This is a genomic window from Nonomuraea terrae (assembly GCF_044465245.1).
In the GTDB taxonomy this organism is placed as follows: Bacteria; Actinomycetota; Actinomycetes; order Streptosporangiales; family Streptosporangiaceae; genus Nonomuraea; species Nonomuraea terrae.
The window spans coordinates 1,209,081-1,221,611 of the sequence record NZ_JBITLL010000001.1 but is presented as its reverse complement, the minus strand read 5'-3'; the positions used below and the strand labels follow the sequence as shown (position 1 = coordinate 1,221,611).

At 72.4% G+C, this 12,531-nt stretch carries 9 protein-coding genes; 1 reads left to right on the top strand and 8 read right to left on the bottom strand.

Annotation, left to right across the window (positions count from 1 at the left end):
* Nucleotides 1-895: 895 nt before the first annotated feature.
* From ACIBP6_RS05710 to ACIBP6_RS05700, 3 genes are all read right to left on the bottom strand, one after another.
* Nucleotides 896-1,492 (bottom strand): single-stranded DNA-binding protein, encoded by a 597-nt coding sequence (locus ACIBP6_RS05710; RefSeq protein WP_397049096.1) that lies wholly within the window; start codon nucleotides 1,490-1,492, stop codon nucleotides 896-898.
* A 483-nt stretch (nucleotides 1,493-1,975) separates the two neighbouring features.
* Complete coding sequence (locus ACIBP6_RS05705) at nucleotides 1,976-3,598, bottom strand: GTP-binding protein (protein WP_397049094.1); 1,623 nt, start codon at nucleotides 3,596-3,598, stop codon at nucleotides 1,976-1,978.
* On the bottom strand, nucleotides 3,595-5,841 hold the full coding sequence (locus ACIBP6_RS05700) for a dynamin family protein (protein ID WP_397049092.1): 2,247 nt from the start codon (nucleotides 5,839-5,841) through the stop codon (nucleotides 3,595-3,597). The genes ACIBP6_RS05705 and ACIBP6_RS05700 overlap by 4 nt, the downstream gene beginning before the upstream one ends.
* A gap of 606 nt (nucleotides 5,842-6,447) precedes the next feature.
* Between ACIBP6_RS05700 and ACIBP6_RS05695 the strand changes: the two genes are divergently transcribed.
* Entirely contained in the window at nucleotides 6,448-6,966 is a 519-nt protein-coding gene (locus tag ACIBP6_RS05695; RefSeq protein ID WP_397049091.1) for a hypothetical protein, read from the top strand.
* A 29-nt stretch (nucleotides 6,967-6,995) separates the two neighbouring features.
* Here the strand turns inward: ACIBP6_RS05695 and cobA are convergent, their stop codons facing one another.
* From cobA to cbiE, 5 genes are all read right to left on the bottom strand, one after another.
* Nucleotides 6,996-8,228: a uroporphyrinogen-III C-methyltransferase gene (cobA, locus tag ACIBP6_RS05690; RefSeq protein WP_132615644.1), complete on the bottom strand. Its 1,233-nt coding sequence runs from the start codon at nucleotides 8,226-8,228 to the stop codon at nucleotides 6,996-6,998.
* A 79-nt stretch (nucleotides 8,229-8,307) separates the two neighbouring features.
* On the bottom strand, nucleotides 8,308-9,321 hold the full coding sequence (gene speB, locus ACIBP6_RS05685) for an agmatinase (protein WP_132615643.1): 1,014 nt from the start codon (nucleotides 9,319-9,321) through the stop codon (nucleotides 8,308-8,310).
* A gap of 10 nt (nucleotides 9,322-9,331) precedes the next feature.
* Entirely contained in the window at nucleotides 9,332-10,399 is a 1,068-nt protein-coding gene (cobT, locus tag ACIBP6_RS05680; protein ID WP_397049090.1) for a nicotinate-nucleotide--dimethylbenzimidazole phosphoribosyltransferase, read from the bottom strand.
* On the bottom strand, nucleotides 10,389-11,258 hold the full coding sequence (locus tag ACIBP6_RS05675; RefSeq protein WP_397049089.1) for a sirohydrochlorin chelatase: 870 nt from the start codon (nucleotides 11,256-11,258) through the stop codon (nucleotides 10,389-10,391). The genes cobT and ACIBP6_RS05675 overlap by 11 nt, the downstream gene beginning before the upstream one ends.
* Nucleotides 11,259-11,328: 70 nt before the next feature.
* Nucleotides 11,329-12,504, bottom strand: coding sequence for a precorrin-6y C5,15-methyltransferase (decarboxylating) subunit CbiE (cbiE, locus tag ACIBP6_RS05670; RefSeq protein WP_397049088.1), 1,176 nt, complete (start codon nucleotides 12,502-12,504; stop codon nucleotides 11,329-11,331).
* Between the last annotated feature and the right edge of the window lie 27 nt (nucleotides 12,505-12,531).

Here is a 12,531-nt window from a genome sequence, read left to right as displayed (position 1 = left end):
GAGACTTGACCGAGGCGTGACCGGTAACCGCCATCCCGTCTCCTCCCTGACTAACGATGTGTAACACAATAATTGCGGAGGGTGCGTCGCGCGACGGGAACCGGTACGTTGACAGCCGACCCGCCCCAGCCAGGAGCGGGCGGCGATGGAGCGCAGCGCTGGAAAGGAGCGACCATGGTGCGGGGCGTAACCTGGACCGACCAGCTGCCCTAGCCAGATTGATACGGGGCAACACACCATCGGCCCACCTTCGGGGGTGTCACTGGGACTTGGCCGATGCCCCCCTCCTCCCCCCTCCATCCACCCCCGCCCGTCCTCCATCCGCTCACGAGATCCGGCCGCACGGGGTTCCTCACCCCCCCTCTCCGCACCTCCGCGCGATCGCTTCTGTCACAGGCCGTTGCCCAGCGCGGTCCTTCGCTGGAGCTCCTCGTACGCTCCCAGCCCAACCCCCGGACTTCCTTGATCAGCAGCCGGTGCGATGAACGGTCACATGCGACCCCAGCACTCAACACCGCTCTGGGCGTGACCACCTGGATCGGCGCGGCGCTCAGCCCCGTCGCCATGGCCACGTGCATGGACCGATCGGCACGCGGGCGTGATCCCGTGCTTGCGCTGATCGGCACGCGGACGTGAACACGTGCTGAGTACTGATCGGCACCCGGGCGTGAACCCGTGCTGAGTACTGATCGGCGCCCGGGCGTGAACCCGTGCTGGGTGTTGATCATGACGGAGCCACTCGGTGTTGTGCTCACGCTGTGTTCGTTGTCGTAGCAGCGTGCACGGCGTTCGGGGCCCGCCGGATCCGCTCGACATCCGTTGCGGAGGGACGCCCCTGGAGGGCCCGGCGTGCGGAGGCGCTGGGTTGGTGTGGCGCCCCCGCACGGGGCGGGCGTTACGCTGCCACTCGTTCCTCTGTCAGCTGGTCGGCGGTGTCAGCGGGCGTTTCGTCGGCATCGGCTCCGAGGGTGGGGGCGCCCAGGATGCGTACGTTCCCGTCGTCCGCGCTGAACGGGCTTGTCGTGGCGTGGTCGGAGGTGACGGGGCGGACGGCGCGGGTGCCCATGGCCCAGTCGCGGGTCTCCTCGTCCAGCCGGTCGCGCATCTCCTTGCTGATCGTGCCCACCCCGCCCCGCTCGGGCTTGGTGAAGGCGCCCGTGCCCCAGCGCAGGTCGTGGCCCACCGCGCTGGCCTCGATCTCCGGCACGAAGCGTCGCTCGTTCTCCGCGCCGAACTCGCGGATGCGCAGCTTGCCCGACACCACCACAGGGTGTCCCGCGCGGACGGAGGTGGCGACGTTCTCCCCCAGGGCACGCCAGCAGCGGACCGTGAAGCAGACCCGCTCGCCGTCGGTCCACTGGCCTGTCTTCTTGTCGAAATAGCGGTGTGAGGTGAACACCTTGAGCGAGGTGACCTTGGTGCCGTCGTCGAAGTTGTACTGCCTGGGCTCTGCCGCGACGTTTCCGGTGAGTGTGATGTAGATGTCGTTCATGTGATTCCTCCCATGCGGCGGGCCGACTGCCCGCGACCTGGGAACACGGTGCCGCAGGCGGGCACGGCCGCAGATCGCCGAACGGGGTTCTGTGGAAAGAGGGAGGCGCGTGCGCCTCGCCTGTGGATGACGGATCCGGCCACCCCTCCGGGCCGGACTCCCGTCCACCGCATGCGGAAGGGTTCGCCTGCTGACGGCCGACGCCGAACGACGCCCAGCCGCCGACGTCACCTGCGACCGGCGGCCGGCGTCGGAGACCGAGAGGTTGAGTGCCCGGGACCACAAAGGTTGGGTGACTGCCGCGATCGCCCATGACCGTCCGCCCAGCGCCACGAACCCGGTGGCGGCCACGGCGGACAGCGCGACGTACAGGTTGGGCATGGCCTGGCCGCCGTAGAACAGCGACAGCCAGCTTCGCCGGGACCACAAAGGTTGGGTGACCGGGACCGCGGGGTCGAACAGGGCGGTCCGGCCGTTCCAGTGTCAGGCGGACAGGTCGCGGAGGGCGGTGTAGAAGGAGTGGTGGCGGTTGAGTTCGGTTTCCACCGGCTCCACCACCATCGTCGCCGACACCGCCGCGACCTTGCGGCGCATCTCGCGCTCCAGCCGTTCGCGCTCCCGCGACGCCCCCAACTCCACGAAGTTGCGTGACGCGATGCCCGACAACGCCCCCAGCCCCAGAACGGCCGCCATGGCCAGCCCCACCCAGGGCAGTGTCGCGCTGTCGCCCAGCAACTCCAGCGACGGCGGCAGCTGCTCCGGCATGAACAGCCCCACGGCCAGCCAGGCCAGGCCGGCCACGAAGGCCAGCACCAGGAAGTACTGCCACAGCATGAGCGCCCGCCACCACGTCGGCACGCGGTCGAGCTGCGGCGCCACCTGGGCGAGGTCGTCCGTCAGGGCCTGCGGCAGCTGGCCCGACCTCGACCTGGCCGCCTTGTGCACGGCCGTGCGCCACACCGGGTGCATCCCCATGGACAGACCGTCGGCGAGCGCCTGCACCGCGTTGCCGACCTCGGCCGACTGCGCGCTCACCGAGGCCGTGGTGATGCCGCGGATCTCCTTGCTCACGTCGTCCAGCCGGAGGCTCTTCAGCGGGTCGGTACGGAACTTCCCGATCCACCGCGGGTACGGCCAGCCGACCCACTGGTTGGACCGTTCGGCGTAGACGTTCTCCATGGCGTCGCCCACCGCGGGCACGCCGACCGCGTCGCACAGCGCGTCCGTCAAGCCCAGCCGGCGGGCCTCGTCGACCGACGACGGCGACGACAGCGCCTCACCCAGCGGCATGGATTCGCTGATGCGGCGTTCGAGCCGGTGCAGGTCGGCTTCGAGCTTGTGGATCGCCGCGCGCCGGCGGGCGACCGCGGTGGCGATGACGCTCTTGAGGCTTTCTACGCCGCGCCCGGTGGCGGCCGAGGTCGGTACGACGCTCGGGTGTTCGACGCCCTCGCGGCGCAGCAGATCGTTGAGGTCGATGACCAGCTCGGCCAGCTCTTCGGCGGTCAGCCGGTCGGCCTGGTTGAGCGCGAACACCGTCACCGCCTCGTGTCCGGCGAGCTCCGTCACGTAGCGGCGGTGGGTGGAGGCGTCGGCGTACTTCTGCGGGTCGAGCACCCACACCACGAGGTCGGCCAGGCCGATGAGCCGGTCGGCCTCGGTGTCGGCGAGCGCCCGGATCGAGTCGTGGTCGGGCAGGTCGAGCAGGATCAGGCCGTGGAGCTGGCCGTCACCCCTGTCGAGGGCGCTGGCGCGGGAGAAACGGTGGCGCTCCTGGATCTGCAGCCAGTCGAGCAGCGGCCCGGCCCCTTCGACACCCCACACGCAGGCGTGGGTACGGGCGGTGGTCGGCCTGCGTACGCCCGTGGGCGACAGCTCGAGCCCGGAGATCGCGTTGAACAACGACGACTTGCCGCTGCCCGTGCCGCCCGCGAGGGCGACGACGGTGTGCTCGGACGACAGCTTGAGCCGGTCGCCGGCCTGCAGCAGCAGCATGGCGGCCTCGTCGAGCAGTTTCTTGTCGAGCCGCCCTCGGCCCAGCTCCACCACCTTGGCGAGCGCGGAAAGCCGAGCGGCGAGCCCCGGCTTGGTGGTCATGGTGGTCATCGAGCGACCTCAAAGTTGTACGTTGCCTGGTATAGGCGGGTTGCGGCGGATTCGTCAGGTATGCCGGCCGAGTCTAGAGCCTGCGCGTAACGCAGCGCCTCCTCGTCGAACAGCATGCCGACCCTCGCCCGCAGGTCGCTCAACGCCTTGGCGCCGATGCCGCGCAAGGACTCGGCGCCGAGCACGGCGTTGACGAGCCGGTGAGGCACCCCTTCGCCGTTGCCCCCGCTGAACATCGCGACCATGAAGATCAGCGCGAGCGAGTCGGGGTCGAACGAGACGACCTTCGACACCGAGCGCTTGGCCACCCCTTCGGTGCGTACGAGTTCCATCAGGTGGTCCTGCCAGGACGCGATGGCACGGCCGGTGTGGCGGACGAGGTCGTCTGACGGCCGGTCGAGGCTCTCCGCCAGCTTGGCGCCCAGCGGGGAACGGTGCCGCCAGCGCGCCGCCACCTCCTCGCACGCCCGGTTGGCCGCGGCGACGATGACCGACTCGAGCCCGGCGCGGATCGCCGCCTTGAACGCCAGCACCCGTTCGGGGGCCTGCCTGGCCGCCCGCCCGCGCCTGCGCAGCCGCAGCGAACGCATGAGGTCGCCGGAGCCGACGAAGTCCTGCCAGCGGGCGAGCACCTCGCCGTGGAGCAGCGAGCCGTTCTTCGAGGCCTTGTCGAGGTCGGCGAGCGCCCCGAGGAAGGCCGCCTCCACGTCGCCGCGCAGCTCGGCCCGGAACGCGACCTGCGCCTCCAGATGCTTGGCCAGCGCGGGGACGCGGGTGCGGAAGCTGTTGAGCACACCGTCGAGGGTCTCGCGTACGGCCCACGCCCGGCGCTTGTCGTCGACGGACAGCTCGGCCAGCCACAGCCGCAACTCGGTGACCTCGCTGTCGGGCAGCCTGCCGTCGGCGACCTTGGACTCGTGGATGACGAACCGGTCGATCTCTCCCAGGCCGTACTCGGTCAGCATGCGGACGAAGTGCTTGAGCACCACATCGGTGGACCTCTGCGGCACCCGCGACAGGACGATGGCCAACCGCGCGCCGCGCTCCTTGGCCAGCCGCAGCAGGCTCCACGCGGGGGCGTCGGCGTAGCGGGCGGCCGTGGTCACGAAAATCCACAGGTCGGCGGCGTCGAGCATGCGGTGGGCGATCTCGTGGTGCTCCTCGACCACCGAGTCGATGTCGGGGGTGTCGAGCAGCGCGACGCCCTGCGGGAGTTTCTCGGTCGGGACGATGACCAGACCGTGCTCGGCGGTGCCGGCTGCGGGCCTGTCGAGGCGCTGGAGAGTGCCGAGCAGCTCGCCCTCCGCGAACCACTTGTGGTCGTCGGGGTGGCAGGCCAGGACGGGGGTGCCCGTGGTGGGGCGGCGTACGCCGGTGCGTGAGACGTTCTTCTCGGCCAGGGTGTTGACCAGGGTGGACTTTCCCGCGCCGGTCGAGCCCGCGACCACGATGAGGGCGGGGGCGGTGCTCGTCCTGATCCGCGGCAGCACGTAGTCGTCGAGCTGGGCGAGCAGGGCCGCCCTGGCCTTCTTGGCCTCCTCGGCGCCGGGGAGGTCGAGGCCGAAGCGCAGGCCGGCGACGGTGTCGCGCAGGGTGGCCAGCGCCGTCGTGAGCGCCTCCGCCACCTCGGCGGGCAACTCCTCCTCGGCCACGCCCTCACCGACGGGCGTGGCCGCCGCCCATCCGGCTACCTCACCGCTCGGTGCCTCCCCGCCCCCCTCAGCGCTCTTGTCCTTCCGGGTACGCCCATCCGCCCCGCCCTCCTCGCCGTCCGCCACACGGCCGGCCACTGCGCCGTCCTCGCCGTCCGCCTCGCCGTCCGCCTCACCGTCTGCCGTACGGTCTGCCGCTTCGCGGGGCTCACCATCGCCGCCAGCGTTGGCAGCCTCGCGAGGCTCAGCCTCTGTCGCAGGGTTGGCTGATCTGCCATCGCCCGCACGGCCGGCGGCTTCGGCGGGCTCGCTGCCCGCCGCACGCCCGCCCGCATCGGTGGCGCCGTCGGCCACCGCCCTGGCGGCGTCGTCGTCACCCGTCTCGGCTGAGGCGTCGGAGGTGCCGGTGGTCTCAGTCGCAGCAGTCTCAGCGGCGCTCACCGCAGTGACGGCGGCCTCGGGGGTGTCGTCCTGCGTCGCCTCCCCGTCTTCGACGGCGTCGCCGGTGCTCCCCGCTTCCGCGGTCATGCCGGGCCGCCTTCCGGTGGCGTCGCCGCGGCCCACTTCGGCGGTGTCGCTGTCCACTGCCACGTCAATGGCTGCGTCTGCTTCCGCGTCACTGGCGCTACCGGAACGCCACGCGGAGGTGACCTTGTCCGCCGAGTCCCCGTCGGAGGCCGAGTCCCCGTCGGAAGCCGAGGGCAGCGCGAACGCGGACTCGGGCTCGGGTTCGGGCTCGCTCTCGGGCTTGAAGGTCAGGTGAGCCGAGGAGTGCTTCTCCTCGCTCGGCTCGGCCGTGAAGGACGGGGAGACCGATGACCGCTCATCGGACGGCCACTGTGCCGTGCCGGCCCCGGCATCCGGGTCAGGCCCGCCGAGAGACGCCCCGGCATCCGGGTCAGGCCCGCCGAGAGACGCCTCAGCGTCAGGGCCAGGACCGTCGAGCGACGCGGGCCGGACAAAGAGGGACGGACGCCCGGACAGCTCCTCCGGCTCAGCCGTGGGAGACGGGCTCGCCGATGACGACCGCTCATCGGACGGCCGTTGTGCCGTGCCCGCCCCGGCATCCGGGTCAGGCCCCCCGAGAGACGCCTCGGCGTCAGGGCCAGGACCGTCGAGCGACGCAGGCCGGACGAAGAGGGACGGACGCCCGGACGGCTCCTCCGGCTCAGCCGGAGGGAAGACCCGAGCGGCCGGTTGCCGCAGCGCGGCCGGTTTCTCGAAGAGGGACGGCCTGCGCGCAGGCGGCTCCTCCTCGCCCGCCACCGCACCGTCACGAGGCCCGCCCGACTCCCCGCCGTCACGCCGCTCACGCGCACCGGGCTCACGACGGTCGTCACGTACGGCCCCAGCACCGCCGCCGAACGCGGGCTCGTGCCGATCGCCGGACCGCAGCCCAGAACGGTCGTCAGACCCGAACTCACGCCGGCCCTCGGAAGCGCCCTCAGCACGCCCACCGAGCCCAGAATCACCCTGGTCGTCGAGATCGCGCCCAGAACGGTCGTCAGACCCGAACTCACGCCGACCCTCGGAAGCGGCCTCAGCACGCACGCCGAGCCCAGAATCACCCTGGTCGTCGAGATCGCGCCCAGAACGGTCGTCGGACTCGTCGGGTGTGGGGTGGGGTTGCTCGCCGTTGGGGCCGGCGTCGGGACGCGCCCCTTCGAGGTCATCGTCGGTCACCGGGCGGAACCGCAACGTCTGCTCCCCAGGTGACTCGTGTCGCCCGTCATCCATGGCCGTGTTCACGGCAAGCGCTCCGCTCGAACCATCTCGACCTCCTGGCCGACCCTCACGACGTCGCCGACGATGACGATCGCCGGCGGCCGTATCCCAGCCGCGGACACGCGGTCGGCCACGGTGGAAAGCGAAGCGGCAACCGCCCGCTGGGTCGGAAGGGTACCGTCCTGCACCACCATTACGGGAGTCTCCGGCGAACGTCCGTACTGGATGAGTGCTTCGGCCACTTTTGGCAGGCGTTCGACGGCCATCAGGAGCACCAGCGTGCCGTGGGAACGGGCCAGCGCCGGCCAGTCGACGGTCGACTTGGGGTCGTCGGGCGCCACGTGCACGGAGATGACGTGGAACTCCTGGCTGACGCCGCGGTGGGTCACCGGCACCCCGGCGGCGGCGGGCACCGCGACGGCGCTGGTGATGCCGGGCACCACGATCACGGGGATGCCGGCCTGGGCGCAGGCGATCATCTCCTCGCCGCCGCGCCCGAACACGAACGGGTCGCCGCCCTTGAGCCGCACCACGAACTTGCCCTGGCGGGCACGGTCGACGAGCAGCTCGTTGATCGTCTCCTGTGGCAGGGACCTGCCGTAGGGGACCTTGGCGGCGTCGACCAGCTCGACGTCGGGGGCGAGCTCGTCGAGCAGGGCGCGCGGCGCGAGCCGGTCGGCGACCACCACGTCGGCCTGGGCGAGGAGCTGTCGCCCGCGCACCGAGATGAGGCCGGGGTCGCCGGGGCCGCCGCCGACGAGGGCCACGCCCACGGGCTTGGTGCGGTTGCGCCGGGCGTCGACCGTGCCGTCGCGCAGCGCCTCGACGACCGCGTCGCGGATGCCGGCGGCCCGGCGCGGGTCGCCGCCCGCGGTGACGGCCACGCTGATCTCGCCGACCCGGCCGGAGGCGGGTGTCCAGGCGGCGGAGGCGTCCTTGTCGTCGGCGCGGACGCACCACACGCGCTTGGCCTCGGCCTCGGCGGCGATCGCGGTGTTGACGGAGCGGTCGTCGGTGCAGGCCTGCACGAGCCAGGCGCCGTCGCAGTCGCCGACTTCGTACGCCCGGGCGTGCCAGGTGACGCGGCCGGCGGCGATCAGGTCGTCGAGGGCCGGCGTGACGGACGGCGACACGACGGTGACCTCCGCACCTGCGTCGAGCAGGGCGGGGACCCGCCGCTGCGCGACGCGGCCGCCGCCCACCACGAGAACCCGGCGGCCGGAGAGCCGCAGGCCGAGGAGGTATGGGCCCATGGGGGGAATCTCCCGTTCGCGAAGCTTGTGTTAAGAGGTAAACCTACCGGCTTCGACCATGTCATTTGCTGCGCACGTGTTAACGGCCGTCAAGCAGAGGCTGTCGCGGATCCCAGCGCGGCCCGCCTTCGTCGTCTCTGCGGCGTCTGGCCATCGCTGACAGGGCCTCAAGGATAACCCGGTTCCCGAGGTACGCGGTGATGTCCGCGTGATCGTAGGGCGGCGCCACCTCGACCACCTCCATCCCGGCCACCGGCAGCTCGTAGCAGATCCGGCGCACGGCGTCGAGGAGCTGCCTGGCGGTGAGCCCGCCCGGCTCGGGCGTGCCGGTGCCGGGGGCGTGCCCGGGATCGCAGACGTCGATGTCCACCGACAGGAAGACCTGGTCGCACTCGTCGAGCGCGATCCCGAAGGACTCCGTCAGGCATTCCTCCAGCCCGCGGGCGACGATCTCGGTCATCTCGTACGAGCGCATGTTCTGGGCGGCCATCCAGCTCAGCGTCTCGGGCTCCGGCCAGTAGCCGCGCAGCCCGAGCTGCAGGAACCGGTCGCCCCTGATCGCCCCCGACTCGATGAGCCGGCGCATGGGCTGGCCGTGGCCGTACAGGTGGCCGAAGCTGATGTCGCCGGTGTCGGCGTGGGCGTCGAAGTGGATCATCGAGGTACGGCCCGGCGCGTACGCCCGCGCGGTGCCCCGCGCGTCGGGCAGCGCGACGGTGTGGTCACCGCCGAGCACCAGCGGGATCGCCCCGGAGGCGGCGATGCGGTGCACGGCCTCCTCGATCGCCGCCAGCGAGCCCTCCACGTCGCCGGAGTAGCACTCGACGTCGCCCGCGTCGAGCACCCGCAGGTCGCGCAGGGCGTCGACGCGCAGCGCCAGGCTGGGCCTGGAGCCGTCGTGCGGCAGGTAGCAGGCCTGGCGCAGCGCCATCGGGCCGAACCTGGCGCCCGGCCGGTTGGAGGTCCCGCCGTCGAACGGGGCGCCGATGATCACCACGTCGGCGCCCTCGTAACTGGCCGGATCGGCGACGTCGCAGCGGTCTATACCGAGAAAGGTGATGTCGGGGCCGTACATCGCTCCATAACGTGACACGGCCCCATCATCACACGGACTTTTCCGTCACTCCCGCCGAATCGAAGGTCGCGACCTCGTGCATCACGCGGACGGCCGCGCACAGCGTCGGGTACGCCAGCAGGCCGCCCGTGCCCTCGCCGAGCCGCAACTCCAGGTCGACCAGCGGGCGCAGGCCGAGGTGGGCGAGCGCGGTGGCGTGACCGGGCTCGGCGGAGCGGTGACCCGCCACGCAGTGGTCGGCCGAGGCGGGGGCGAGCGCGGCTGCCACGAGGGCGGCGGCGCCCGCGATCACGCCGTCGAGGACCACCGGCACGCGCGCCGCCGCGCCGCCCAGGATGAACCCGGTGATGGCCGCGTGCTCGAACCCGCCGACGGCGGCCAGCGCCCGCAACGCCTCGCCGGGCTCGAAGGCGCCGGACAGCGCGTTCACCCGCAGGGCCTCGCGGACGACATCGATCTTGCGTCCGTGTGTCTCGTCGTCGATGCCCGTGCCGCGCCCCGTCACCTCGGCCGGGTCCTTGCCGGTGAAGACGGAGACGAGCGCGGCGGAGGCGGTGGTGTTGGCGATGCCCATGTCGCCGGTGATCAGGCAGCGCGCGCCCTTCGCGACCAGCTCACGCGCCACGCTGATGCCCACCTCCAACGCCTGGAGCACCTGGTCGGCGGTCATCGCCGGGCTCTGGGTCATGTCGGCGGTGCCGTACGCGACTTTCCGGTCGACCAGGTCGGCCGCGCCGGGCAGGTCGGCGGCGACGCCCACGTCCACGACGGTCACCGACACCCCGGCCTGGGCCGCGAAGGCGTTGGCGACCGCGCCGCCGGCCAGGAAGTTGGCGACCATCTGCACCGTCACCTCCTGCGGCCACGGGGAGACGCCACGGGCGTAGACGCCGTGGTCGGCGGCGAAGATGGCCAGGGCCGCGGGCCCCGGCATCGGCGGCGGGCTGACGCCGGCGGCGCCCGCGAGGCGTACCGCGATCTCCTCGAGGACGCCGAGGGAGCCGCGCGGCTTGGTGAGGCGGTCCTGGTGGGCGCGGGCGTCGGCGACGGCCTGCGGGTCGGCGGAGCGGATGGCGGCGATGGTCTCAGCGAGCACGGACGGCCTCCTCCTGCGGGACGAGCCGCAGCGCTTCCTCGTAACGGTCGATCACGACGTCGGCCAGGGTCTCGCAGTCGCCGATCACCTCGGCGCACCGGATGTCGAGGTCGGGGTGCCCCGCGCCGTAGGCCAGGGCCTGCGCCCACACGCGCTCCAGCATGCCGCCCGCGAACAGCAGGTAGGGCACCACGATCACGCGCTTGGCCCCGAGGCGGCGGCAGCGTTCGAGCCCGCCGGGCACGCCGGGCGGGGTGAGCGACACGAACGCGGTCTCCACGGTCATGTAGTCGTAGGCGTGCGTCTCCCAGAACAGCCGGGAGACCCGGTGGATCTCGGCGTTGGCGGTGGCGTCGGTGGAGCCCTCGCCGACCAGGACGACCGCGGTCTCCCCCGGCTCGACGTGCGCGTGGGGGTCGTCGGTCGGCGTCGCGTCCACGGGACGCAGACGGGGCCGGGCGCCGACGAGTTCGAGCGCGCGGGGCCGGGAGATGTCGGCCGCGGCCTCCTTGAGCCGCTCGGCCAGCAGCGCCAGCACGCGCGGGTCGGGGCCGAGAGGGCGGCCGTAGTCGTACATGAGGGTCGGGTGCCGCCGCTGCTCCAGGGCCAGCGCGTCGGAGAGCTCCTCGTCCAGCCTGTTCAGGCTGAGCGGCAGCGCCACGAGCCGGTGGTGCCCTCGGGCCACCAGAGAGGCGACCGACTCGCTGAGCCGGGGCGTGGCCCGCTCCAGGTAGCCACCCGAAACGTCGGCGCCCGTCTGGTCGAGGCGGCAACGCAGGCGGTGGACGAACCTGCCGAACTCCGCGGCGTAGGCGTCGTCCTGGGAGCCCTGCCCGATCAGCAGGAGCGGCGGCTTCATGGTGAGGGATCTCCGGTGCGGTGAGACAAAGTCACGCGAGGATAACCGATCCGCACTGGTACGGGACAGGTCACGCTGAGTGCGCGGGTGTGGCATACACCACGAAAAAGGGCTCGGCGGCGGTCAGCCGGTGGGAGCCGTCGGGGTCGAGCTTCAGCCGGGAGGCCAGGATCTGGGTGCCCTCACCGCGGTAGCCGTGCTCGCGCAGCTGTTCCAGCACGGCGGTGACCTGCTCGACCTTGCGCAGCGCGCACACCAGCGCCCGCGGGCCGCGGGCGGCGCAGGCGGCCACCACGTCGGGGCCGCCGCCGCCCACGTAGACGGCGTCGGGGTCGGGCAGCGGCTCCAGCGCGGGCGGGGCCTGGCCCCTGGTCAACGCCACCTTGACGCCGTGCGCCAGCACGTTGGCGCGCAACCGGGCGCACAGCTCCTCGTCGCGTTCGACGGCCATGACGGCCGCACCGAGCCGGGCGCACTCGACGGCGATCTCGCCGGCGCCCGCGCCGACGTCCCACACCAGGTCGCCGAGCCGGGGGCCGAGCTTGGCCAGGATGTACGCCCTGACCTCGGCCGGGACCCGGCTCTCGAACGGCAGCGCCCACTCCTTCGGGCCCGGCTGCGCGCCGGCGACCCAGCTCGCCTCCTTCGGCCGCTGCAGCGGATCGATGACGAGGACCACGTCGGGGTCCTTCCACGGCCGGGTGGTGGCCTCACCCATGCGGCTGTGCGTGACGCGTTCGTCCGGACCGCCGAGGTCCTCGCAGACGATCAGCACGCGGGGCGTGGTGGGGGCGAGCTCCCTGGCGATCTCCGCGGGGCCGACGCCGGGCGCGACCAGCAGCGCGACCTTGGCGTGGGCGCGGCAGGCGTTGACGACCCGGCCGAGCTCGCCCGGGCCGGACGGGGCGACGACCAGCGCGTCCTCCCAGTTGAGCCCGGCGCGGGCGAAGGCGCGGGTGACCGGCGACATGGCGGGCAGGACGTCCGGCTTGAGGCCGTGGGCGCGCAGGGCGCGGACGACGCCGAAGAAGCCGGGATCGCCCTCGGCGAGGACGACCGCGGGGCCCTCGCCTTGTTCGAGGTGGTCGTCGAGGGTCTGCAACAGCGAGCCGTCGGGCACGGTCGCCGCGGTCAGGGCGAGCCGCCCGAGCAGGGCGTCGGGCCCCACGACGAGCGCGGCCTCCTGCAGTCTGGCCACCGCCGTGGCCGAGAGCTCGGATCCGTCCCACCCGACAACCGTGATCATCACTGCCTCACCGTCCTTCCCTCAAGG

Bases quoted from the DNA above. Each gene is read 5' to 3' on its own strand.
- ACIBP6_RS05710 (WP_397049096.1), bottom strand. From the start codon at position 1,492: ATGAACGACATCTACATCACACTCACCGGAAACGTCGCGGCAGAGCCC.
- ACIBP6_RS05705 (WP_397049094.1), bottom strand. From the start codon at position 3,598: ATGACCACCATGACCACCAAGCCGGGGCTCGCCGCTCGGCTTTCCGCG.
- cobA (WP_132615644.1), bottom strand. From the start codon at position 8,228: ATGGGCCCATACCTCCTCGGCCTGCGGCTCTCCGGCCGCCGGGTTCTC.
- ACIBP6_RS05675 (WP_397049089.1), bottom strand. From the start codon at position 11,258: ATGAAGCCGCCGCTCCTGCTGATCGGGCAGGGCTCCCAGGACGACGCC.
- cbiE (WP_397049088.1), bottom strand. From the start codon at position 12,504: ATGATCACGGTTGTCGGGTGGGACGGATCCGAGCTCTCGGCCACGGCG.